Genomic DNA, 23,790 nt, shown 5'->3' with positions numbered 1-23,790 from the left:
GCCGTTCAGGCTTCCCGGCCGGGGTCGTTGGGGTGCGGTTCGAGCGGGGTGACGGCGAAGCTCATCCAGTCGTGCAAGGGAAGGGTGCCGAGGACGTTGCGGCGAAGGTCGGCTTCGTCGTCGGCTCGCCAGAGGCCGACGCTGCGCAGTTCGCTGACCGGGCGCCACAGCCGGCCGAGGTGGCTGGTGGCCGCGAGTTGCCCGGCCCGCACGGCTTCCGCGGCGCGGCGGCGGTCGACCTCGGCCGGGTCCGTGCCGTCGGGGATGGTGGTGGTGATCTCGACCAGGAATTCCTTCACGGCCGCCTCCTCTGTCCGGTGGCCTCGATCGTGCGCCGCCGCGCGGGCGGTGCGCCACGTCCGGATCGCTCCCACGTCGGAGGCCGCGCCTCACCCGGGGTCGGCCGCGAACGGGTCGGTCGAGGGGACCCAGGCCGCGGGGCCGGCGAGGTCCGGGAGATCGAGACCGGCCGTGAGGGCGGTGGCGACGGCGTGGACGGAGGCGCGAGCGTCGTCGCGGCGGGTGACGAGGGACCAGGTCCAGTAGGGCGCGGGCTCGGTGATCGGGCGGCGCACCAGATCGGGTGGCAGCGGGAGCGCCTGGCCCTTCGGCGAGTTGACCACGGGCCGCCGCAGGCGGCGGACGTGGTCGAAGAACGCGGGGCCGGTCACGCCGCCGTCGTCGGTCTCGGCCACCGCGGCGCCGGTGGCGCGGGCGAACTGGCCGGCGTAGAGGTTCCAGGACGACCAACTGAGCGTGTCGGAGTCCACGAGGACCACCGTGTCCCCGGCGGTCACCGGGGCCGGGTCGCCGGCGGGCGCGACCGCGTACAGGCGGTCCGCGCCGAGGAGGCGCGCGCCGAGGTCCTGCGCGAGAAGATCGGGCGACTGGATCCAGCACACGGCGAGATCGATGCTGCCGTCGGCGACGCGGCCGGCCTGGGCGTGGGACGGCAGCACCCACGTGTCGACCTGCACGTGGGCGACGCCGGCAGTGCGTTCGGCGAGGTCGGCCGGCAGCCAGTTCACGTACCCCAGCCGCAGTTTCTCGGTGCTCGCCAGCCCGGCGGCCCGTCGCCGGAGATCGTCGGCTTGCGCCAGCAGGGCTCGGGCACGGGGCAGGAGTGACTCACCGATCGTTGTGAGGGAGACCGAGCGGCGGTCGCGGTCGAACAGCCGCACGCCGAGATCGCGTTCGAGCGCCTTGATCTGCTGCGACAGCGACGGCCCGGCGATGTGCAGCCGTTCGGCGGCGCGGCCGAAGTTCATCTCCTCGGCGACGGCGACGAAGTACCGCAGCTGGCGCAGTTCCACCTCGGCATCGTAGTCACCCGGCGCTCAGGAACACCGGCGTGAGGGACACCTCCAGCCGCACCCGGCCGGCGTCGACGCGCGTCGCGACCGGTTCGCCGAGCGCGTCGACCGCGGTGGCGGCCGGCGCCGGCCACGGAAGGGTCACCGGCACGGGCGGGTCCTGCTCACCGTCGACCGGGTCGCGGTCGTCCCACAGCACGAACAGGGGCGCGCGGCTCGTGCGTTCGACCCGGAAGACGGAGGTGTCCACTTGCGACACCCGCTCGACGCCGGCCAGGTGCTCGGCGGTGCGGGCGAAGGCTTCGGCGGCGGGGTGCCGGACCTCCAGCGAGCGTTCGCGGTAACCGAGCAGGGGGAGTTTGCCGAAGAGCAGGTGCATCACCTGCAGCGGGTCGACGGGGCCGGGGACCTCGGGCGCGAGGTTCCAGTACGCCGTGCGCCGGATGCCGGCGGCCAGCGCGAGGACGGTCCGCATCACCAGCTGGCGGCACGCGATCCGGTCGCGCAGCGCGTCGAGCTCCGGCGGGCAGCCGTCGAGGAACATCTGCAGCCGCGGGGACAGCTCGGGCATGCGGGCGTACAGGGCGCGCATCGCGGCGCGTTCGGGGGTTTCCCGCGCCAGGCGTTCCTGCAGTTCGCCGGTGCTCTGCGTCGCGGGCGCTTCGGCGAACGCCGTCGCGAACGCCTGCTGCATCGCCGGCTCGAGCTCGGGGAATTCGAACGGCACCGGTCCGCCGTGCTCACCCGCCACGATCGGCTTGGGCTCGCCGTGGCGGGCCATCATGGCCGTCGCCTGATCCACAAAGGACGGCACGGCGCGCGGATCACCGTACAGGTGCGCGCTGAACAGGTCGAAGTGATCGCGCCCGGCGTCGACGAGGTGCTCGAAGAACGCCCGCGGCTCGCTGCCCTCGGCGCTGCTGAAGACGTCGTAACCGCAGCCGCCGAGGACGACGAGCGCGGCCGGGTCGGTTTCGCACACCGCCGCGTGGAACGCTTTCAGCTGCATCACGTACTCCTCGGCGCTGCCGGCCCACAGGAGCCCGGTGTTGCTGGGTTCGTTGTCGCACTGCCAGAACTTCACGCGGCCACCGCAGCGCTGCACGAGCCGGCGGACGAAATCGCCGTACGCGGCGGCGTCCAGCGCGGGCGAGGGCGGCAGGAAGTCGGTGGCGACCTTCGTGGCCCACGGGGAGCTGGAGCAGACGGTGAGCCACACCTCTTCGTCCCCGTCGAGCTGGGCCAGCAGGGCGTCGACGGCCGTCCAGTCGTGCTCGCCGGGCCGCGGCTCGACCTGGCTCCAGAAGACGTACGCGCGGACGAGGCCGGCCCCGAGCTTGCGCGCCTGCGGGACGAACTCGTCCGGCTCACCGAACAAGCCGTAGCTGATGCCCCGGACGACACCGAGGCGGATACCGGGCAGTGTCATGGGATCCCCCGTCAAAGTTTTGCTGATAAACTCGACTATATGAGATAAACTTCGAGTATGCCAGCAGAGCCGTCGATCTGGACGTTGCCCCCGCCGCCACCCCGCCAGCGCGCCCTCGGCCGCGACGAGATCGTGGCCGCCGCGATCGCGCTGGCCGACGAAGGCGGGATGGCCGCGGTCACGATGAAAGCCGTGGCCACGAGCCTGGGCCCGTACACCGCGATGGCGCTCTACCGCTACGTCCACAGCCGCGAAGGCCTCACCGACCTGATGCTCGACGCGGTCGTCGCCGAGGTCCCCGTCCCCGTTTCCCCGGGCGCCGACTGGCGCACCGACCTGCACGCCCTCGCGCTCGCCACGCGCCGGATGCTCGGCCGCCACCCGTGGTGCGCGCTGCTCACCCACACCCGCCCGCCGCTCGGCCCGCACCTCATGCGGCGCCTGGAGTTCACCCTCGCCGTCCTCACCACGCGCGGCGCCTCCCTCGCGGACGCCATGGCCTACGCCGCGCTCCTCGACCGCCACGTCCTCGGCAGCGGCGCGCAGGAGGCCGAAGAGGCCCGCCACGAACCCACCGGCGCGGCCTTCACCGCGGCCCTGGCGTCCGCCCGCGACCTCGCCGCCGCCGACGGCACCGTCCCCCTGCTGACCGAGTGGCTCACCCACCCGTCGGGCCCACCCCGCGACGCCCAGTTCGAACTCGGCCTGGGCTTCCTGCTGGACGGCATCGAAAGCCGGCTCCCCGCGCGGTGAAAGTCCGTGGCCGCCAGGCTCAGCTGCACCCCGTGGTGAACCGGACGCCACGCCGGCGAACACCGGGCGGTGGCGCGAGCCGGCTCCCTGCCTGGTGAAGCTCAGTTCCGGCGTTCGGCCGCCGGGCCGCGCCGGAGCGCGCGCCGGGCCGACCGGGCGGCGCCACCGCGCGGCGACGAGGTCCGCTGACGGCGGCTCCGTCCGCGGTTGCGGCGCGGGGCAATGCGCCCACTGCAGTGAAATCTGTCGGCGGCAGGAGCGCGCGAGCGGGCTGGGGGAGCGCGGTCAGGTTGATCGCCGGTGCGTTGCGCTACACCTGCGGCAATGAGAGTCGCTCGCCGAAGGCGACCGAGCCGCGGCTCTGGGGCGAAAAATGCGCCTCCCGCGGTGAAAATCCGTGGCCTCCCCGGCCGTGCGGCGGCTCGATCGCGATCGGACCGCCGCACGGCCGGGGAGGCCGCACCCCGTGGTGAACCGGACGCCACGCCGGCGAACACCGGGCGGTGGCGCGAGCCGGCTCCCCGTGCGGTGAAGCTCAGTTCCGGCGTTCGGCCAGCCATCCCGGGATCCGGCTGCGGGAGCTGAACCCCAGCTTCCCCAGGATGTGGTCCACATGCGACTCCACCGTGCGCCGGCTGATGACGAGCCGCTGGGCGATCTCCTTGTTGGTCAGGCCCTCGGCCACGAGTTCGGCGACCTCGAGTTCCCGCATGGTCAGCTCGGGCTCCGACGGTTCCCGCCCGACGGGCGCGGCGGGGGTCGGGGCGGCGACGTTTTCGCCCAGGAGGTGGGTCAGCGCGGGTTCGAAACCGGTCGCGGCTTCGGCGCCGCGTTTGAAGGCGGTGCGGTAGCGGGCGTCGCCGAGGGCTTCGCGGGTTTCGTGTTCGCAGGTGGCGTGCTGGGCGAGCGCGCGGGGCTGGCCGAGCAGCGCCTTGCCGCCCACCAGGGGCCACACGCGGTCGGAAACCCCGAGCCGTTCGGCGGCCAGTTCGGTGCGGCCGGTGGCTGCCGCGGTCCACGACAGCAGCTCTACGCACATCGCGGCGCCGAGGATGTCGTTGAACAGCCGGGCCGTGCGGACTCCGCGCAGCAGGTCCGATTCGGCGGCGTCGTGGTCGCCGAGCATCCACTCGGCCAGCGAACGCGCGTACAGCAAGTGGGTGCGGGCGCGCAGCTCGCCGGTGGAATCGCAGATGGAGAGTCCCCGATCCGCCACCTTCACCGCCGTGGCGGGGTCGCCGCCCCAGGACTCGGACTGGCTGACCGTCGCGAGGCTCAGCACCTTGATGCTGGTGAACCCGGGGATGGCCGCGAACCGTTCGCTCGCCTCGCGGAACAGCGCGGTCGCGTTGGCGAAGTCGCCCTGCAGGAAGTGGCACGCGGCGGTGATCATCTCGGTGTGGCCGAGCACGACGGCGTCGTCGTGGCGGCGGCCCCACTCGCCCGCCTCCTGGACGAGCGGCAGCGCCGCGCGCGGCTCGCCCATCAGGCACGCCGCGTACCCGCTGATCCACAGCGCCCGCGAGCGGTTCCGGCTCGGCCGTTCGTTGACGCCGAGTGCCCGCGCGAGCCACAGCCGCCCTTCGGTGAGGTGCCCGCAGTGCAGCCAGAAGAAGTGCAGCGTCACCACGAGGTCGAGGCCCGCGGTGTACCGGCCGGGAGTGCTGAGGTCGTGTTCGAGCGCGGTCCGCAGGTTCGCGTGGTCGCGCCGGGTGATCGTGTACACCTGCACCTGGTGCGCGCCGATGTCCCAGTCGCGCTCCGCGTTCGCTGCCAGGCGGTGGAAGTACTCGCTGTGCCGGTCGCGCATCGCGGCTTCGTCGCCGGCCTCGGCCAGCTTCTGCCGCCCGTACTCGCGGATCGTCTGCAACAGCCGGAACCGCGTCGGCGCGCGGTCGTGCGCCGTCTGCACGAGGGACTTGTCCACGAGCGCCGCCACCAGCGCGAGCACGTCGGTGCGCTCGATGCCGTCGCCCGCGCACACCTCCTCGGCCGCGTCGAGGTGGAACCCGCCCGCGAACACCGAAAGCCGCGACCACAGCAGACGCTGTCGCGGCGTGCACAGCAAGTAGCTCCAGTCGATCGTGCCCACCAGCGACTTCTGCCGCTCCGGCGCGACGGGGTTGCGGCTCAGCAGCTGGAACGTGTCGTCCAGCCGGTCGAGCAGCTCGTCGATCGACAGCGTGCGCACCCACACCGCCGCGAGTTCGATGGCCAGCGGCAGCCCGTCCAGGCGACGGCACACCTCGACGACCCCGGCCCAATTGTCGGCGTCGAGCGAGAAGCCGTTCGAGACGGCGGTCGCGCGTTCGGTGAACAACGTCACCGCGTCGAGGCTCGCGGCGTCGGCGAGGTCGCGCACTGGCGGCACCGCGAGCGGTTCCACGGAGTACACGCGCTCGCCTTCGATGGCGAGCACGTGCCGGCTCGTGGCGAGGATCCGGATGTCCGGCGAAGCCGCGAGGAGGTCGCGCGCGAGCCGGGCGCACGCCCCGGCCAGGTGCTCGCAGTTGTCGAGCACGAGCAGCACGCTCTTGCCGCGCAAGTACTCCGTGAGCCGCGCGGGCGGGTCGTCGTCGGCGTCGCGGATCCCGAACGCCGCGCTGACGGTCTGCGCGAGCAGGTCCGGGTCGTGGAGGTCGCCGAGTTCGATGAGCCAGGCACCGTCGGTGAACGTGTGCCGCACCTGATCCGCGACGCGCACGGCCAGCCGCGTCTTCCCGACGCCCCCGGCGCCGGCGAGCGTGACGAGCCGACTCGCGGAGAGCAGCCGGCGGATCTCGGTCAATTCCCGCTGGCGGCCGATGAAGCTGGTCAGCTCTGCTGGCAGCGTCCCCATCGAGACCACCTCCACGCGTCGGAGTGAGCGTACGTCGCGAGGTCGCCGATGTCAGGTTTCTCCGGTTGATCCGGGCAGCACCGAACCCCGTACCACGTCTTGTCTCCGTGGTACGGGGTTCAGCCGGGGCTCACTCGGTCGGGGGGAGAGCGAGCACCTCCTTTTTCCGCGGGATCGTCGGCTTTCTCCTTTCAGGCAGCCAGATCCGGTGCGGGCGGTCTGGTGTCCGGTGCGGGGGAGTGAAATGCTTCCCGGTCGCGTCCGGCCGGCTCGCAGCCGGGGCGCCAGGTACCGACGTGTGTCCACTGCCGGCCCCACCAGTGGCTGATCAGGACCGTGGACCGGAAGCAGACCGGGCACGGCTGGCGAGGAGTGTCTATCGCCATCGGGGACCTCCGTGTCGGGTTTGCTTCGGTTCTCAGACTGACGCACAGCCGCGGCCCGCACATCGGGAGACCTACGGAGAAACTACGTACGCAGGCGAGTGCGGCGGGGGTTCGGCAGAGGTTCACCGGCGCTCCAGCCGGCCGACAGGTCCGGGTCCACGAGACGGGGTGAAATCTCCCGGATCCGTTGAGGCAAGGGAGAAACCCACAGTGTCCACTTCTTCGCGTCCCCGCCGGGCGCTGGTGGCGGCCGTCGTCGCCGCAGGCGCGGCGGCGGCGGTGCTGTCGCCCGCCGCCGAAGCCGCGGCGGTGCCCGGTCCGGCCGGCTACACCTGGACCACCGACGCCGTCGCGCCCGGTGTCACCGTCCGCACCGGCCTGCTGACGCCGCAGCACAACAGTCCGTTCTGGACGGTCACGATCACCGCGCCGGCGAAGAACGTGCTCACGGGCGCCGCCACCACGGCCGAACTCGGCGACGCGCAGTGGGCCGGCGACACCGCAGCGCGGCTCACGGCGGCAGGCTACCCGGCGCGGCAGGACACCGTCCGCTGGCCTGGGTTCGCCGACACCCCGCACGGCGTCGAAGGGGTCCGCGTGCGCACTGGTTCCTACGCCACGCAGACGGACGCGACCGCCACCGCGGCGAAGCTCAAGGCGGCCGGCTTCAGCGCCGTCGCCGAGTGGACCGGGTACGACGCCGACCAGGCCCCGGACGCCGAACGCGTCCACGTCGCCGTGATCGACCGGAACCGCTTCCACGGCACCGTCGAAGCGACGCACGACGGCACCGTCGCCCAGCGTGAGACGACCTCGTCGATCGCCGCGAAGGCGGGCGCGTTCATCGCCGTGAACGGCGGGTTCTTCGTCACCGCCGACGCCGACGGGTTCCAGGGCGTGCCCGCGGGCCTGGCCGCCTACGACGGCAAGGTCGAATCGCTGTCCTCGGGCGCCCGCGCGGCACTCGTGCTCGGCCGCCACGGCGACGCGGCCATCGAGAACCTGACGTCGGCCGTCACGCTTCGCTCCGGCGCGGCGGCGCACGCGGTGAACGGTGTCAACCGCAAGCCCGGGGTGGTGCGCGACTGCGGCCGCCCCGGCCTGACCCCGACCACGCAGCCGCGGCAGGACTTCACCTGCACCACCGCCGACGAGCTCGTGCTCTTCACCACCGAGTTCGGGGCCGCGCTGCCGGCCGGCGCCGGTACCCAGGTCACGCTCGACCGCACCGGCCGGGTGCTGTCGGTCGGCGCCCGCGGCGGCGCGGTGCCGGCCGGCGGCTCGGCGGTGCAGGGCATCGGCGCGTCGGCCGGCTGGCTCACGGCCCACGCGGTCGCCGGTCGCCGGCTGACCGTCGACGAGCGCGTGCGCACCGCGGCGGGCAAACCGGTCGAGCTGCGGGCCGGTGACGGCATCGTCAGCGCCGCGCCGGTGCTGCTGCGCGACGGCCGCCAGGCCATCGACGCGGCCACGGAAGGCGTGCTCGACCCAAAGGACCTGTCGTTCGGCTACGCGTGGGCCGAGCAGCGCCAGCCGCGCACGATGGCCGGTCTCGACGCGCAGGGCCGGCTGCTGCTGGTCACCGTCGACGGCCGCCAGCCGGGCGTGAGCGAGGGCGTGACCCTCGAGGAGGGCGCGCAGCTGATGCGCAGCCTCGGCGCCGTCGACGCGCTCAACCTCGACGGCGGCGGCTCCACCGCCATGGCGGTGAACGGCGCGCTCGTCAACCACCCGTCCGACGCCACCGGTGAGCGGCCGATCGGCGACGCCGTGCTGGTGCGCTGACCCGCGGTCGCCGGGGCTCGGCCGCTGCCCATGGCCAGGCCCCGGCGCCTGAGTCCGCTTGACCGATCCGGTCGCCGACATCGATGTCAGCGTGGCCGATTCTTGTCTCACTTGTCTTCTTGACGGTCGGGTGCACGGCCGGGAAGCTTCCTGGCAACGTTGTCACCCGTCGACGTCGACGCCCCCGGCCCCGCGTCACGTGACGGACTCTGTCTCGAAGAGCGGGAGATCCCATGACGTTGGACCAGAGCGGCGCGCCCGGCGCGGAGTCGTCGCTGTCGAGACGGCACGTGCTGGCCGCCGGAACCGGGTTGCTGGCCGGGTTCGGGCTCACAGCCGTGCTGCCGGGCGTGGCGTCCGCGGCGTCGGCCGCCCCGGCGGCGACCGACGCGCGCACCCCGGCGGACCTCGCGCTCTTCCGGCCCGTGCAGGTGTCGTCCACCGACTACGCGGCCACGCCCGCCGAGTTCGCCGTGGACGGCCTCGCGCAGGTCGGCGTACAGGGTTCCGGCTGGCGCGCGGCCAAGGGCGATTCCCAGTGGATCATCGTCGACCTGCAGGCCCGCTGCGACATCACGTCCGTGGTCCTCACGTTCGAAGCCCGCCCGGGCGACCCGGCGTTCGACGCCGCGGGCTCACGCAGCCACACCACCGGCGCCGAGGTGCAGTCGAGCTACCCCGTGGTCTTCGACCTGGACGTCTCCGCCGACGGGCAGGCCTGGCGCACGGTGCACTCGAGCGACGCCGGGACCGGCGGCGTGGTGACCGTCGCGCTGGACAAACCGGTCAGCGCGCGCTGGGTGCGGCTGACCTCCGGCAAGCTCTCGACCACGAACCCGTTGGGCCTCAACGGGTTCCAGGTCTTCGGCACGAGCCAAGGCGCCCGCCCCGCGGTGCAGGGCTGGACGTCGTGGCCGGTGCGCAACCACGACAACCCGCCGGCGCTCGCCGTGGCGGCCGACGGCACCGTGCCGCTGGAGTCCGGGTGGGCGCTGACCATGCAGGACTGGGCGCCGAGCACCGACGGCGCCGTGCTGTCGGGTCCGTCGGTCGACACGCGCGGCTGGCTGCCGGCCACCGTGCCGGGCACGGTCCTGGGCTCGCTCGTCGAGCAGGGCCACCTGCCCGACCCGGTGTCGGGCATGAACAACATGCACATCCCCGAGGCGCTGTCGCGGCACTCGTGGTGGTACCGCCGTTCGTTCGGTGTGCCGCGCGGGCTCGACACGCGCGCCGGCCGCTACGTGTGGCTGGAGTTCGACGGCATCAACCACGCGGCCGACATCTGGCTCAACGGCAAGCACGTCGGCTCGGCGTCGAACCCGTTCGGCCGGGCCGTCTTCGACATCACGTCGGCGCTGAGCGGTGCCGGTGACCAGAACCTGGCCGTGAAGATCACGCCGATGCCGTTCCCGGGCAGCCCCGGGGACAAGGGCCCGGCCGGGCTGTCGTTCGTCGACGCGGACAGCACGATGTTCACCAACTCGCCGACCTACCTCGCGGTGTCCGGCTGGGACTGGATGCCCGCGGTGCGCGACCGCGCGTCCGGCCTGTGGGACCACGTGCGCCTGCGCTCCACCGGCGCCGTCGTCGTCGGGGACGCCCGCGTGGACACCAAGCTGCCCAACCTGCCCGACACGAACGCGGCGGAACTCACCATCACCGTTCCGGTGCGCAACGCCAGCGGCGTCACGCAACGCGCCAAGGTCACCGCCGAATTCGACGGCGTGAGCGTCTCGGCCACGGTCACCCTCGCCGCCGGCGAGGCGGGCGCCGCGACGTTCGCCCCGGCCGACTTCCCGCAGCTGCGGCTGAAGAACCCGGAGCTGTGGTGGCCCAACGGCTACGGCGACCCGGCCCTGCACGACCTCACCCTCACCGCCGCGATCGGCGCGGCCGTGAGCGACCGCCGGGCGGTGAAGTTCGGCATCCGCAAGATCGACTACCAGTACGACGTGCCGATCGTGCCCGTGAACGGCGTCGCCGAGCAGACCGTGGACTTCGCCCCGCAGACGGCCCGGTACGTGCGGCTGCAGTGCGACCGCCGCGCCACCGGCTGGGGCTTCTCGTGCTGGACGCTGTCCGTTGTGGACAGTGCGACACCCGGCACGGACCTCGCGCAGGGCAAGCTCGCGACCAGCTCGTCGGTCGCGGACGGCAACCCGCCCGAGAACGCGGTGGACGGCAACCCGGGTACGCGCTGGACGTCGGAGTACGCGGACGACCAGTACCTCCAGGTCGACTTCGGCTCGGCGGTCACCTTCGACCGCGTGCAGATCGCGTGGGAGACCGCCTATGCCCAGACGTTCCGCATCCAGGTGTCGCAGGACGGGACGACCTGGACCGACGTCACCTCGGTCGACAACTCCGCCAAGCCGCTGACGATCATCGTCAACGGCGTCAAGGTGTTCATCCGCGGGGGCAGCTGGGGCTGGGACGAACTGCTGCGCCGCATGCCGGCCGAGCGGGCCGACGCCGTGGTCGCGATGCACCGCGACATGAACTTCACGCTGATCCGCAACTGGGTCGGCTCCTCCTACCGCGAAGAGCTGTTCGCCGCCTGCGACAAGTACGGCATCCTGCTGTGGAACGAGTTCTGGGACGGCTGGTCGACCGACCCGGCCAACCACGACGTCTTCCTCGCTCAGGCGAAGGACACCGTGCTGCGCTACCGCCACCACGCGTGCGCCACGGTGTGGTTCGGCTGCAACGAGGGCTCCCCGCCGGCCGCGCTCGACCAGGCGCTGCGCGAGATCGTCACGGGCAACACCGACCTGCTGTACCAGAGCAACTCCGCGGGCGGCGTGATCACCGGCGACGGTCCGTACCGCTGGCTGGACCCGGAGCAGTACTTCACCGGCGAGGCCACGGGCGGCAAGTCCGGGTTCTGGAGCGAGATCGGCATCCCGACGGTGTCGGTGGTCGAGAGCATGCGCAACCTGGTCGGCGAAGGCGACCCGGGCTGGCCGATCGGCGCGCCGTGGTTCCTGCACGACTGGTCGACGCAGGGCAACCAGTCGCCGCAGGGCTACCTGGCGGCGATCGACGCGCGGCTCGCGCCGTCGTCGAGCCTGGAGGAGTTCTGCCGCAAGGCGCAGTTCGTCAACTACGAGAGCATGCGCTCGATCTTCGAGGCGTGGAACTCGAAGCTGTGGAACGACGCCACCGGCGTGCTGCTGTGGATGTCGCACCCGGCGTGGCACAGCACGGTGTGGCAGACCTACGACTACGACCTCGACGTCAACGGCAGCTACTACGGCTCCCGCAAGGGCTGCGAGTCCCGCCACGTGCAGGCCGACCTCTCGACGTGGCAGGTGCGGGCGGTCAACCACACGCCCGCGGCGCTGACCGGCCTCACCGTCACCGCGCGGCTGCACGGGCTCGACGGCACGGCGCTCGGCGCGCCGCAGCAGCAGAAGCTCGACGTGGGCCCGATTTCGGCGACGCCGGCGTTCACGGTGCCGTTCGGCGCGGACCTGCCGGCCCTGCACCTGCTGCGGCTCACGCTCACCGACGCCAAGGGCGCGGTCGTCTCGGAGAACACCTACTGGCGTTACCGGACGGACACCGCGATGCGCGCGCTCAACCAGCTCGGGCGCACGCAGCTGGACACGAGCCTGCGCGCGGCCGGAAAGGACGGCTACACCGCGACGATCCGCAACACCGGCAAGACCGTGGCCGCGATGGTGCGGCTGTCGCTGCGCGAGAGCAACGGCAAGGACCGCGTGCTCCCGACGCTCTACGGCGACAACTACTTCTGGCTGCTGCCGGGGGAGTCGCGCACGGTCACCGTGGCCCCGCGGAAGTCGGTCAAGTCGCCCCGCCTGCAGGTGGAGGCGTACAACGTGCCGGCGAAGCTGAGCTGACTCCCCGGTGCCGGAGCCTGTCCGCGAGGTGGCTCCGGCACCGGGCTTCACGTAACGCGGGCTTCAGGAAACTGCCGCCCGCAGCCGTTCGGTGAACGTCTCCGTGTCGAGCCCGTCGGTGAGGTGCGTGGTGTACTCGCCGTCGGGGTTCAGCACGTAGGTGATGGCGGTGTGCGGCACGGCGTAACCGTCGGGATCCGCCGGATCGTCCTTGCGCCGCGCGAAAACGCGGAACGAGCGCTTCGCGGCGTCGATCTGCTCCGGCGTGCCCGTGAGCCCGGTGAACCGCGGGTGGCCGGTTTCGAGGTAGGCGCGCATGACCTCGGGCGTGTCGCGGTCCGGGTCGACGGTGATGTACAGCGGCCGGATCTGCTCCGCGAGCGGACCGAGGCCGTCGAGCACGGCCGAGAGCCGCCCGAGCGCGCGGGGGCAGACCACGCGGCAGTGCGTGAAGCCGAAGAACACCGTGATCCACCGGCCCCGGTAGGACTTTTCGGTCACCGGCGCGCCGTGGTGGTCGACGAGGCTGAAGGTGGCGTCGATCGGTGTCACGGCGGGGCCTCCTCGTCGCGGGTCTCGGCTGTCCGGTGTGGACAGCCGCGGCCGGCCCGCCGATCACCACGGTACTCCGGCGGGTGACTCGGGTCCGGTGCGAGCGGGTGCTGATCGTGCTGCGCCGCCGCCGGCGAGGTTTCGTCAGCCGAGACTGTGCAGCACGGGCAGGATGCGGAAGTCGACGGTGTCGTGGTCGATCGTGGTGTGGACGGGGGAGTTCGCCAGCTCGGACACGAGCCCGAGGGTGCTCGCCCGAGCGTGCTCTTCGCTGTCCCACGCGACTACGTCGATCACGGCGCCTTCCTCGTCCTGCGTGATTCGCCGCCACCGGAAGCCGGGGCGGGTTGTGAGGTAGGTGTCCACATCAGCGTTGGCGGCGACGAAGTCGTCGCCGGTCAGGTCTCCGGCGAGGCGGAACCTCGTGATCTCGAGCGCTTCGGTCATCGGTCCAGGTTGCGGCGCGGCGCGGCGACGGAAAAGGAGCCGGCTTCCTGGGTGCGGCACACCCCGGGCTGATTCAAGCACTTGACTTAACTCGCGCCCGTCCGGTTGACTGATCACGAACCGGTCCGGGGGTGCGGGGAGGAGCAACGGTGGGCGCAGCGGTCGGGAGGGTGGCGAGGGCCGGGCCGACGCGGGAGCGGATCCTCGCGACGGCCGAGCGGCTGTTCGCCGAGCACGGGGTGTACGCCGTGTCGAACCGGCAGATCAGCGAGGCCGCGGGGCAGGGCAACAACGCCGCGGTGGGGTACCACTTCGGCGCGAAGGCCGATCTGGTGCGGGCGATCGCGCGCAAGCACGCCGGGTGCATCGAGCTCACGCGCACGCGCATGGTCGAACGGGTGGGTGCGGACGCGATCGCCCGTGACTGGGTCGAGTGCCTCGTGCGGCCGGTCACCGACCACCTCGCCCAGCTGCCGGGCCCGACGTGGTTCGCACGCTTCGCCGCGCAGGTCATGACCGATCCGGCGCTGCGCGGGATCCTGATCGAGGAAGCGCTGAGCGCCCCCGCGCTGCACCGCATCCTCCACGGGCTCGACACCTGCCTGCCGCACCTGCCCGCCGACGTTCGCGCCGAACGCGACGACATGGCGCGCCAGCTCATGGTCCACACCTGCGCCGAACGCGAACGCGCGGTGGCCGAAGGCGCGCCGACCCCGCGTTCCGATTGGCACGCCGCCGGCACCGGCCTCGTCGACGCCATCGTCGGGGTCTGGCTCGCACCGTCCACATCAGACTGACGAAAACCGTTGCGGAGGAACGCATGACGAGCACCCTGGACCCCGCCGGCCCCGAAGCGGACGGGATCCCGGACTTCCCGATGGCGCGCGCGGCCGGCTGCCCGTTCGACCCGCCGCCGCGGGCGCGGGAGCTGCAGGACGAGGCGCGGCTCGCTCGAGTGCGCCTGTGGGACGGCAGCACGCCGTGGCTCGTCACCCGTTACGCCGACCAACGGGAGCTGCTCGCGGACCCGCGGGTGAGCGCGGACATCACGCGGCCCGGTTACCCGAGCCCCGCGCCGCTGCCGCCGGGCGGGCCGGCGGTGAGCTTCATCCTGATGGACAACCCCGAGCACGGGCGGCTGCGCCGGATGGTGACGGCGCCGTTCACCGTGCGCCGCATCGAAGGGCTGCGCCCGGCGGTGCAGAAGATCGTCGACGACACGCTCGACGAGATGCTCGCCGGGCCGAACCCGGTGGACCTCGTCGAGGCCTTCGCGCTGCCGGTGCCGTCGCTGGTGATCTGCGAACTGCTCGGCGTGCCCTACCGCGACCACGACTTCTTCCAGGCCAACAGCAAGGTCATCATCAAGCGCGACGCCGAGCCGGCCGAGCGCGCGGCCGGGCACCGGGCGCTGCTGGACTACCTCGACGAGCTGATGGGGGAGAAGCTCGCGCGCCGCGGGGACGACCTGCTCTCCGGCCTCGCCGACCGCGTCGAAGCGGGAGAACTGACGCGGAACGAGGCCGCGCAGATGGGCGTGCTGCTGCTGATCGCCGGCCACGAGACCACGGCCAACATGATCGCGCTCGGCACGCTGACGCTGCTGAACCACCCGGACCAGCTCGCCGTGCTCCGCGAGACCGACGACCCGAAGGTGATCGCCGGCGCCGTCGAGGAACTGCTGCGGTACCTGACGATCACGCACAACGGCCGCCGCCGCGTCGCGCTGGAGGACATCGAGCTCGCCGGGCGGACGATCCGCGCCGGCGAAGGCCTGATCATGGCCAACGACATCGCCAACCGCGACGCCGCCGTGTTCCCGGACCCCGACGGGCTCGACCTGCGCCGCCCGGATTCGCGCCGGCACGTCGCGTTCGGCTTCGGGGTGCACCAGTGCCTCGGGCAGCCGCTCGCGCGGGTCGAGCTGCAAGTCGTGTACCGCACGCTCTACCGGCGCGTGCCGACGCTCGCCCTGGCCGGTGATCCGGCAGGAATCCCGTTCAAGCACAACGGATCCGTGTACGGCGTGTACGAGCTGCCCGTCACGTGGTGATCCGCAGGCCCTCCAGCACCACGTCGAGGTAGGGCTTCGCGGTCCGGCCCGTTTCCGGGTCCTTCGGCAGCGCGCCCACGAGCGTCAGCACTTGCGCCGCCGTGACGTCGGGCCGGACGTGGCCCTCGGCGCGGGCGCGGGCCAGCAGCCGGGCGAAGCTCGCCTTCATGGGCGCGCACGTGACGGCGACGGGTGAGCCGTCGTCCGTCACGTGGCCCGTCAGGCCGGGGTACTCGGTGGCGGCGCGGTCGTAGCGGCGCAGCCACTCCGGCAGCCGCGCGCCGCCGTCGGGGGCGTCGAGCAGTTCGCGGGCGTGGGCGTCGAGGACGTCCGCGCTGTCGCGCATGATCGCGGCGAACACGTGCTCGCGCGAGGGGAAGTGCCGGTACAGCGTGCCGCGGCCCACGCCGGCCTCCTGCGCGACGACCTCCAGCGGCGCGTCCGTGCCCAGCCGCGTGAACACGTCCTTCGCGGCCGCGAGCAGCACGTCGTAGTTGCGCCGCGCGTCCGCGCGCTGCCGCTTCTCCGGGGTGACCACGGCCCGAGTCTAGCCACTATCCGGACGCCGTGTCCGCTATCACCGTGACAATCGGACATGGTGTCCATATCGTCGGGAGCAGGAAACGGACACGACGTCCGGATGGAGAGGAGATCCGATGGCTCCCACGATTGCCGTCGTCACCGGCGCCAGCCGCGGCGCGGGCAAGGGCATCGCCGTGGCGCTGGGCGCGACCGGCGCCACGGTCTACGTCACCGGCCGCAGCACCCGTCCCGGCGACTCACCGCACGGCGGCACCATCGCCGAAACCGCCGCGCTCGTCGACGCGGCCGGCGGGACGGGTGTGCCGGTGGCCGTCGACCACGCCGACGACTCGGCCGTCGCCGCCTTGTTCGCCCGGATCACCGGCGAGCACGGCCGGCTCGACATCCTGGTCAACAACGCCGCCAAGGTCCCGGCCCCGAGCACCCCGGGTGGTTTCTGGGAGAACCCGATCGGCGCGGCCGACCTGATCACCGTCGGCCTGCGCTCGCACTTCATCGCGGCCTACCACGCGGCTCCGTTGCTGATCGCGAACGGCCGGGGCCTGCTCGTCACCACCGGCCACTACGGCGCGGTGTCCTACCACCAGGGCCCCGCGTACGGCGCGCAGAAAGCCGGCGCGGACAAGATGGCCGCGGACATGGCGAAGGACCTGCGCCCGCACCACGTCGCCGCCGTGTCGATCTGGATGGGCGGTTTGCGCACCGAACGCGCCGAAGCCCACCTCGCCACGCTGCCGCCGGGGGCGCGAACGGCACCGCGAGAGTCGCCGCAGTTCACCGGCCGCGTCATCGCCGCGCTCTACGCGTCGCCCGATCTGCCGGCCTACTCGGGCCGCGCCCTCATCGGCGCGGAGCTCGGCGCCGAACTCGGGGTGACCGACGTGGACGGCACGGTCCCGCTCAGCCGCCGCGCGGAACTGGGTGCGCCGCCCGAGCTGCACCCGTCCCTGCTCGGCTGACGAGCATGCCAGACTCGCCCGGTGACTTCGGACGTGATCGGCGCCGGTACCTGGCAGCTGGGTGATCTCACGGTGAACCGCATCGGCTTCGGGGCCATGCGGCTGCCGCAGTACGGGCAGGCGTTCGCCCCCGACGCCGTGCCGCGGGACCGGGACGAGGCGATCGCCGTGCTGCGCCGCGCCGTCGAGCTCGGGGTGAACCACATCGACACCGCGGCCTTCTACTTCTCCCGGCTGCGCTCGGCCAACGAGCTGATCGCCCGCGCGCTGGCGCCGTACCCGGCGGACCTGATCATCGCGACGAAGGTCGGGCCGGGCCGCGACCCCGGCGGCGAATGGCTGCCGATGGCCCGTCCCGAGCAGCTGCGCGGCCAGGTCGAGGAGAACCTGCGCCAGCTGGGCCGCGACCACCTCGACCTGGTGAACCTGCGGACGTCGGGCGCCGGGTCGATCACCGAGCACTTCGGCGCGCTGGCCGAACTGCGTGCCGCGGGCCTGATCCGGCACCTCGGGATCTCCAACGGCCGGCCCGAGCACCTCGCCCAGGCGCGGGCCGTGGCGCCGGTCGTGTGCGTGCAGAACGCGTACGGGCTCGGTTACCGGCCCGGGCAGGACGCGGTGGTCGACGTCTGTGGTGAGCAGGGGGTCGCGTTCGTGCCCTTCTTCGCGATCGCCGGCGCCGGCCGGGAGGCGGGGACCGGTGGCGCGGAAGACGGGGAGGTGCTCGCGATCGCGCGGGCGCACGAGGTGAGCCCCGCGCAGATCCGCCTGGCGTGGGCGTTGCACCGGGGCCCGCACGTGCTGGTCATCCCGGGCACCGGCACCACCGCCCACCTGGAGGACAACGTCGCCGCGGGTGGCGTCCGGCTCGGCGTGACCGAGCTGGCGCGCCTCGACGCCGTCCACCGCACCGGGGCGTGACCCGGAAATTTCCGAAAGCCGCGGCGCGGCTGTCGAGTTACGGTCAGGCTGTTCGTCATCCTCTTCGACCGACCTCGAGCAGGTGACTGGAGGACACGTGCAGTACATGCTGTTGATCTACAACTGCGAACGCCCGGAACCCGGCGACCCCGGGTTCGAGGACGCGGTCGCGCGGGTGAACGCCTTCGCCGACGAGTGCCGTCGGCGCGGGGTGTGGGTGGACGGTAAGCCGCTGCACGGGGAGGCGACGGCGACGACCGTCAGCGTCCGCGACGGGCGCACGCTCATCACCGACGGCCCGTTCGTCGAGACCCACGAGCACCTCGGCGGCTACTACGTGCTCGACTGCCGCAACCTCGACGAAGCGATCGAGCTGGCGGCGCTGTGCCCGATGGCGGCCGACGGTTCGATCGAGGTGCGCCCGATCGTCGGGGTACCCGGGGTGGACCACGCGCCGGTCGAGGCCGGTCAGCCCGGCGTCTCCGCCGAATGACCCGCCCATGACGGTGGCCGCTGCGGCGGACGCGGTCGAACGGGTCTACCGCGCCGACCGAGCCCGCATGCTCGCCGCGCTGATCCGCGTGCTCGGCGACTTCGAGCTCGCGGAGGACGCGTTGCAGGACGCGTGCGCGCAGGCGCTGCGCAAGTGGGAGGCGGTGCCCGACGACCCGGTGGCGTGGCTGCTCACCGCCGCGCGCAACAGCGCGATCGATCGGCTCCGCCGGGCCCGGCTCGGCCGGGAGAAGCTCGCGGCGCGCGGACCGGACCCGGAGGTGGTGCCGATGGCCGGCTTCGGCGAACACCGCCTGCTCGAGATCGGTGACGAGCGGCTGAGCCTGATCTTCACCTGCTGCCACCCGGCGCTCGCCGAGCAGGCGCGCGTGGCGCTCACGCTCAACGCCGTCGTCGGGCTCACGGCCGGGCAGATCGCGCGGACGTTCCTCGTCGGCGAAGCGACGCTCGCGCAGCGGCTGGTGCGGGCCAAGCGGAAGATCCGCGACGCCGGCATCACGTTCGAGGTCCCGCCCGACCACCTGCTGCCCGAACGGCTCTCCGGTGTGCTCGCGGTGCTGTACCTGATCTTCACCCAGGGCTACACCGCGGCGGCCGGCTCGCCGGAGCACAGCGCGCTGCGGCGGGAGGCGATCCGGCTCGCCAAAGTCGTCGCCGCGCTGATGCCGGACGAACCCGAGGCCCTCGGGCTCGTCGCGGTCCTGCTGCTGCACGATTCGCGGGCAGCGGCGCGGCACAGCGCGACCGGCGACGTCGTGCTGCTGGAGGACCAGGACCGCTCGAGGTGGGACCGCGCCGAAATCGCGGAGGCACTGGGGTTGCTGGATCGCGCGCTGCGCTTCGGTGAGCCCGGCCCGTACCAGCTGCAGGCCGCGATCGCCGCCTTGCACGCGCAGGCGCCGTCGACGGACGAGACCGACTGGGCCGGCATCGCCGCGCTCTACGCCCGGTTGCTCGCCGTCACGCCGTCGCCGGTGGTGGCGCTCAACCACGCCGTCGCCGTCGCGATGGCCACCGGGCCGGCCGACGGGCTCGCGCTGATCGACGGCATCGACGGGCTCGAGCAGTACCACCTGCTGCACGCCGCGCGGGCCGACCTCCTGCGCCGGCTCGGCCGGCGCGCGGAGGCGGCCGCCGCGTACCGGCGGGCGCACGAACTCGCCCACACCCCCGCGGACCGGCGGTTCCTCGCCGGCCGCCTGCTGGAACTCGACCGCGCCGGCACCGAACCCGGCGCCGAACCCGACACCGAGGAGCACCGGTGAGACTGTCCATCCTGGACCACGGCCACCGCCGCCGCGCGAAGCTGTTCCTGTCCGCCACGTCCGCGATGTCGCGAGTGGACAGTCCCGACATCGTGCTGACGCTGTTGTACCGCCCGGACTTCATGTCGCGGGCGCTGCTGGACCTCACGGCTCCGGCGATGCGCGGCCCGTCGCACTGGACCGCGGGGGAGCGCGAGTTCCTGGCGATGGGTACCGCGAAGCTGCACGAGTGCCCGTTCTGCGCCGTCACGCACGAGGAGCTCGTCCGCATCGCCGGCGTCGGCGAGATCGACCCGGAGCGCCCGGAGTCCGCGCGGCCGGAGCTGCGGGCGGTGCGCGCGTTCCTCGACACCGTTTCGGGACCGGGCGGCGAGCCGGACGCGACGCTCGTCGCCGGCGTGCCGAAGGACGCGGTGCTGGAGGCGTTGCGGGTCAACCTGGTCTGGGACGTCGTCAACCGCTTGGCCAACGCGTTCGGCTTCGTCCTGCGCGACGGGCAGCTGCACAGCGGCACGCGGTCGCTGCACCGGTTCGGCTACCGCTTCCCGGGCTTCCTGCTCGCCGGCGGCACCGCCGCGGATCACGGTGACGTGGTCGAGAACCTGCGCCACAGCGTCCTCGACGCGGCCGGGGTCACCGACCGGGCGCTCCGGGTGGCGCTGGTGGCCGGCGACCCCGTCGGCGAGCCCTGGCAGAGCTACGCGGAGCAGGTGCGCGGCGCGTCCTACCGCGTGACCGACGAGGAGATCGCCGCACTGGTCGCCGCGGGGCACAGCGAGGACGAGATCTTCGAGGTCACGGAGGCGGCGGCCGTCGGCGCGGCGCTGCGCGCGTACGACGCGGGCCGCAAGGCGATCGACGGCTAGCGGGGTGTCTGATAAAGCCTTGGCCCAGGTGATCGCGGCGTGAAGGATGGCTGCGGAGCGGTCGACGATGGTCAACTTGTCATTGCGAGTGGCTAGGCCGCGCCACTGGTTGAGCAGGTTGAAGCGCCGTTCGACCATGTTGCGACCGCGGTCGTCGACCGGGTCGGACACCGGCGGACGACCACCACGGGAACGGCCGATCGCGTGGTCAGGCGGCTCGGCGAGCAGATCCAGCCGACCACGCTTGCCGGTCCGGACCGGCAACAAGTCCTCGATCAACGCCCACTGCCCATCCGACAACAGCTGAAACCACGACACACCCACACAAATCTCAGCAACCAACCACAACTCTTGTCAGACACGCCCTGGCGGGGTGCGTCCGCTGTGGCCACAGCGTCGACTGCGTCCACTCTGTCCACTTCGGACGTACCCCGCTCCCGGTCAGGCGGCCACCGGCTGCCAGGCCGCCCGGCCGAGGAACGCCAGCAGGCGGGTCTGCTCGCCGGCGCCGGCGGGCGGGGTGAGCTCCGGGCCGAAGAACCCGGGCCGCCGGACGGCGTGGGCGCGGGCCCAGTCGAAGGCCGCCGCGATCGTGTCCGGGTGCAGCCGCACGTCGGCGCCGAGCGCGTGGCCGATGTCCCAGGCGTGCGCGACGAGGTCGGTGGTCAGCAGGCTCACGATGCCCGCGATCGGGACCTCGCCCAGGCCGGGCAACGTGGTGGTGCGGGCCAGCGCCTCCGGCGTCAGCGCGGCGAGGGCCGTCTCGCGCGCCTCGCGCCACGTCGTCAGCGGGTCGTCGCCGGCCAGCGGCGCGGGGTGCGGCGAGCCGGGCGCGCCGGAGTGTTCGGCGTAGTCCTCGCCGAGCGCCCAGGCGCGCAGCTGGCGCTGGCCCCACACCGCGTGGCCCGCGACGTCGCGCACCGTCCACTCGGTGCACGCCGAGCGTGCGGTCCAGCGGTCGGCCGGCACTGCGGCGAGCACGGCGTCGAAGTCGTCCTGGGCCTGGCGGTAGAGCTGCATGGTGTCCATCGTCCGTCCTTTCGAGGCGGGGTTGTCACCCCGAGGACGAACGGGCCCGGCCCGGCTCGACACCACCTCACGGCGAGGCGGCGAGGAACACGAACGCCGCCAGCAGCACCAAGTGCACGCAGGCCTGCAGGCGCGTCGCGCGCCCCGGGACGATCGTGAAGCCGCCGATCACGACGGTGATCACGAGCAGCACGATCTGCGTCGGGTCCAGGCCCAGCACGAGCGGGCCGCTGAGCCAGATCGACGCGAGGGCGATCGCCGGGATCGTCAGCCCGATGCTGGCCATCGCGGAGCCCAGCGCGAGGTTGAGGCTCACCTGCACCCGGTCGCGGCGCGCGGCGTTGGCGGCGGCGATCGTTTCGGGCAGCAGCACGAGCAGCGCGATCACCACGCCGACGAACGACTGCGGGAACCCGAGCGCGGCGACCCCGGCCTCGATCGCCGGTGACTCGACCTTCGCGAGCCCGACCACGGCGACCAACGCCACCAGCAGCAGGACGAGGCTGAGCGCGGTTTCGCGGCCGCTCGGGCGGCCCGAGTGCTCGTCGGCGTCGTCGAGCACCCTGCCGTCTTCGCCGACCGGCAGGAAGAAGTCGCGGTGGCGCACGGTCTGCGTGACCACGAAGACCCCGTACAGGATCAGCGACGCGATGGCCGCGAACCCCAGCTGCGCCGGGGAGAACTCCGGGCCGCGGCGCGACGTCGTGAACGTCGGCAGCACGAGGCTGAGCGTGGCGAGTGTCCCGACGGTCGCGAGGGCCGAGCCCGTGCCTTCGGCGTTGAACACCGCCGTCTTGCGCCGCAGCGTGCCCAGCAGCAGCGACAGGCCGAAGATGCCGTTGGCCGTGATCATCACGGCGGCGAACACCGTGTCCCGCGCGAGCGACGCCGTTTTCGCCCCGCCCGACACCATGAGCGTGACGATGAGGGCCACCTCGATCACCGTCACGGCGACCGCGAGCACCAGCGAACCGAACGGCTCGCCGACCCGGTGCGCCACCACCTCCGCGTGGTGCACCGCGGCGAGCACGGCCGCCGCGAGCACGACGGCCACGACGATCACCGGCACCGTCCCGAGCACGAGGCCCCACGTGATCACGAGCGTCACCACCGCCACCACCGGGGCGATCGTGGTCCAGCGCAACCAGGGCGAACGCGTCGGGACAGCCATGGAGCGAGCTTCGCAGATCCGCCGGTTGACCGCTTCCGGAACGCGTGCCGGGGGTCGCCGACCGCGCGGACGGGCTCCCGAACCAGGCACCGTATCGGCCGTCGATCCCGGATCGCAAGGCCTTTCACCTGCTGAGTCCTGTTAAAAAACCGCTTCTTGACACCTGGTGAGCCACTCTGTTCAACGCAGCGAGTTGGAAAAACAAATCCACTGGGAGAACCGATGGCCTACGTGTCCGACAGCGCCCCCACCCTGCGCGTGGAGGGGAAGCTCGCCACCTACGCGTACCGCGATTTCGGGCAGCGGACGGCGAGTCCGCCACTCGTGCTGCTGCAGCGCTTCCGCGGCACGCTCGACCACTGGGACCCGGCGTTCCTCGAGCCGCTGGCCGCCCGGCGCCGGGTGGTGCTCTTCGACAGCGCCGGCGTCAACGAGAGCTCGGGCACGGTGCCGGACACGATCGAGGGCATGGCCGCGGCCGCCGCCGACTTCCTCGAGGCGCTCGGGTTCACCGAGGCCGACCTGTTCGGCTGGTCGATGGGCGGGTTCGTCGCGCAGCTCGTGGCGCTCGAACACCCCGGGCTGGTGCGCCGCCTCGCCGTGACCGGCAGCGGCCCTGGCGGTGGTGTGCCCGGTGTGCCGGATCTCGACCCGCGCGTGCCCGCGATGATGACGGCCGAGACCAACACCGACGACGAGTTCCTCTACCTCTTCTTCGGCCTGGGCGAAGCCGCGCAGCAGGTCGGCCGCGAGTCGCTCGCCCGGCTCGAACCGCGGCTGAACGAGTCGAAGGCCGACGTCTCGGCCGAGGCGTGGGGCAACCAGCTCCGGGCGATCCTGCGCTGGGGCAGTGGTGAAGGCGCCGCGTGGCCACGGCTGCGGGAGCTCGAAATCCCGGTGCTCGTGGCCAACGGCGCGCACGACGTGATGGTGCCGTCGGTGAACTCGTTCGCCATGGCGCAGCGACTGACCGACGCGACCACCGTGTTCAACAGCGACGCCGGGCACGCCTTTCTCTTCCAGCACCCGGACGAGTTCGCCCGCGTGGTACTCGACTTCCTCGGCTGAACTCCGCCCCCACCAATCCCGGAAAGACAATC

At 72.6% G+C, this 23,790-nt stretch carries 20 protein-coding genes; 11 read left to right on the top strand and 9 right to left on the bottom strand.

Going from position 1 to position 23,790, the window contains the following annotated elements:
- Positions 1–5: 5 nt before the first annotated feature.
- The 3 genes from ACIA77_RS07245 to ACIA77_RS07235 form a co-directional block, all read right to left on the bottom strand.
- Positions 6–299: a muconolactone Delta-isomerase family protein gene (locus ACIA77_RS07245; RefSeq protein ID WP_395884899.1), complete on the bottom strand. Its 294-nt coding sequence runs from the start codon at positions 297–299 to the stop codon at positions 6–8.
- Positions 300–389: 90 nt separating this feature from the next.
- Complete coding sequence (locus ACIA77_RS07240; RefSeq protein ID WP_395884898.1) at positions 390–1,313, bottom strand: LysR family transcriptional regulator; 924 nt, start codon at positions 1,311–1,313, stop codon at positions 390–392.
- Between the two features lie 13 nt (positions 1,314–1,326).
- A complete protein-coding gene (locus tag ACIA77_RS07235) occupies positions 1,327–2,742 on the bottom strand; it encodes a hypothetical protein (RefSeq protein ID WP_395884897.1) in 1,416 nt (471 codons plus the stop codon).
- A gap of 57 nt (positions 2,743–2,799) precedes the next feature.
- Between ACIA77_RS07235 and ACIA77_RS07230 the strand changes: the two genes are divergently transcribed.
- Complete coding sequence (locus tag ACIA77_RS07230; RefSeq protein ID WP_395884896.1) at positions 2,800–3,495, top strand: TetR/AcrR family transcriptional regulator C-terminal domain-containing protein; 696 nt, start codon at positions 2,800–2,802, stop codon at positions 3,493–3,495.
- Between the two features lie 535 nt (positions 3,496–4,030).
- Here the strand turns inward: ACIA77_RS07230 and ACIA77_RS07225 are convergent.
- Entirely contained in the window at positions 4,031–6,334 is a 2,304-nt protein-coding gene (locus ACIA77_RS07225) for a LuxR C-terminal-related transcriptional regulator (RefSeq protein ID WP_395884895.1), read from the bottom strand.
- A 596-nt stretch (positions 6,335–6,930) separates the two neighbouring features.
- On the opposite strand from ACIA77_RS07225, the gene ACIA77_RS07220 reads away from it, so the two are divergent.
- Together ACIA77_RS07220 and ACIA77_RS07215 are read left to right on the top strand one after the other, a co-directional pair.
- Positions 6,931–8,505: a phosphodiester glycosidase family protein gene (locus ACIA77_RS07220; protein WP_395884894.1), complete on the top strand. Its 1,575-nt coding sequence runs from the start codon at positions 6,931–6,933 to the stop codon at positions 8,503–8,505.
- A 233-nt stretch (positions 8,506–8,738) separates the two neighbouring features.
- Complete coding sequence (locus ACIA77_RS07215; protein WP_395884893.1) at positions 8,739–12,371, top strand: discoidin domain-containing protein; 3,633 nt, start codon at positions 8,739–8,741, stop codon at positions 12,369–12,371.
- 63 nt (positions 12,372–12,434) lie between these two features.
- Here the strand turns inward: ACIA77_RS07215 and ACIA77_RS07210 are convergent, their stop codons facing one another.
- Together ACIA77_RS07210 and ACIA77_RS07205 are read right to left on the bottom strand one after the other, a co-directional pair.
- The gene (locus ACIA77_RS07210) at positions 12,435–12,923 is read right to left on the bottom strand and encodes an SCO family protein (RefSeq protein WP_395884892.1); all 489 of its coding nucleotides are present in this window, start codon (positions 12,921–12,923) and stop codon (positions 12,435–12,437) included.
- A 144-nt stretch (positions 12,924–13,067) separates the two neighbouring features.
- Positions 13,068–13,370, bottom strand: coding sequence for a hypothetical protein (locus ACIA77_RS07205; protein ID WP_395884891.1), 303 nt, complete (start codon positions 13,368–13,370; stop codon positions 13,068–13,070).
- Positions 13,371–13,519: 149 nt separating this feature from the next.
- Here ACIA77_RS07205 and ACIA77_RS07200 point away from each other — a divergent pair, with 149 nt between their 5' ends.
- Positions 13,520–14,167, top strand: coding sequence for a TetR/AcrR family transcriptional regulator (locus ACIA77_RS07200; RefSeq protein WP_395884890.1), 648 nt, complete (start codon positions 13,520–13,522; stop codon positions 14,165–14,167).
- Positions 14,168–14,190: 23 nt separating this feature from the next.
- Positions 14,191–15,423, top strand: a complete 1,233-nt coding sequence (locus ACIA77_RS07195) for a cytochrome P450 (RefSeq protein WP_395884889.1) — start codon at positions 14,191–14,193, stop codon at positions 15,421–15,423.
- Here the strand turns inward: ACIA77_RS07195 and ACIA77_RS07190 are convergent.
- The gene (locus ACIA77_RS07190) at positions 15,413–15,961 is read right to left on the bottom strand and encodes a TetR/AcrR family transcriptional regulator (protein ID WP_395884888.1); all 549 of its coding nucleotides are present in this window, start codon (positions 15,959–15,961) and stop codon (positions 15,413–15,415) included. The genes ACIA77_RS07195 and ACIA77_RS07190 overlap by 11 nt on opposite strands.
- Positions 15,962–16,079: 118 nt before the next feature.
- Here ACIA77_RS07190 and ACIA77_RS07185 point away from each other — a divergent pair, with 118 nt between their 5' ends.
- The 5 genes from ACIA77_RS07185 (at position 16,080) to ACIA77_RS07165 (ending at position 20,490) form a co-directional block, all read left to right on the top strand.
- Complete coding sequence (locus tag ACIA77_RS07185; protein WP_395884887.1) at positions 16,080–16,925, top strand: SDR family NAD(P)-dependent oxidoreductase; 846 nt, start codon at positions 16,080–16,082, stop codon at positions 16,923–16,925.
- 21 nt (positions 16,926–16,946) lie between these two features.
- Positions 16,947–17,846: an aldo/keto reductase gene (locus ACIA77_RS07180; protein ID WP_395884886.1), complete on the top strand. Its 900-nt coding sequence runs from the start codon at positions 16,947–16,949 to the stop codon at positions 17,844–17,846.
- Positions 17,847–17,943: 97 nt separating this feature from the next.
- Positions 17,944–18,339, top strand: a complete 396-nt coding sequence (locus ACIA77_RS07175; protein ID WP_395884885.1) for a YciI family protein — start codon at positions 17,944–17,946, stop codon at positions 18,337–18,339.
- 7 nt (positions 18,340–18,346) lie between these two features.
- Positions 18,347–19,624, top strand: a complete 1,278-nt coding sequence (locus tag ACIA77_RS07170) for an RNA polymerase sigma factor (RefSeq protein WP_395884884.1) — start codon at positions 18,347–18,349, stop codon at positions 19,622–19,624.
- Positions 19,621–20,490, top strand: a complete 870-nt coding sequence (locus ACIA77_RS07165; RefSeq protein ID WP_395884883.1) for a hypothetical protein — start codon at positions 19,621–19,623, stop codon at positions 20,488–20,490. Before ACIA77_RS07170 ends, ACIA77_RS07165 begins: the two co-directional genes overlap by 4 nt.
- A gap of 441 nt (positions 20,491–20,931) precedes the next feature.
- On the opposite strand, the gene ACIA77_RS07160 is transcribed toward ACIA77_RS07165, so the two are convergent.
- Positions 20,932–21,519 (bottom strand): TIGR03086 family metal-binding protein, encoded by a 588-nt coding sequence (locus ACIA77_RS07160; RefSeq protein ID WP_395884882.1) that lies wholly within the window; start codon positions 21,517–21,519, stop codon positions 20,932–20,934.
- 67 nt (positions 21,520–21,586) lie between these two features.
- Positions 21,587–22,690 carry a calcium:proton antiporter gene (locus tag ACIA77_RS07155; RefSeq protein ID WP_395884881.1) on the bottom strand — a complete coding sequence of 368 codons (1,104 nt, stop codon included), beginning with the start codon at positions 22,688–22,690 and terminating at the stop codon, positions 21,587–21,589.
- Between the two features lie 222 nt (positions 22,691–22,912).
- Between ACIA77_RS07155 and ACIA77_RS07150 the strand changes: the two genes are divergently transcribed.
- Positions 22,913–23,758, top strand: coding sequence for an alpha/beta fold hydrolase (locus ACIA77_RS07150; RefSeq protein WP_395884880.1), 846 nt, complete (start codon positions 22,913–22,915; stop codon positions 23,756–23,758).
- Positions 23,759–23,790 lie beyond the last annotated feature (32 nt).

The sequence above is a fragment of the Amycolatopsis sp. NPDC051903 genome (assembly GCF_044452505.1).
Taxonomy (GTDB): Bacteria; Actinomycetota; Actinomycetes; order Mycobacteriales; family Pseudonocardiaceae; genus Amycolatopsis.
Note: the sequence above shows the minus strand (reverse complement) of the source record. Positions and strands in the feature narration are given on the sequence as shown.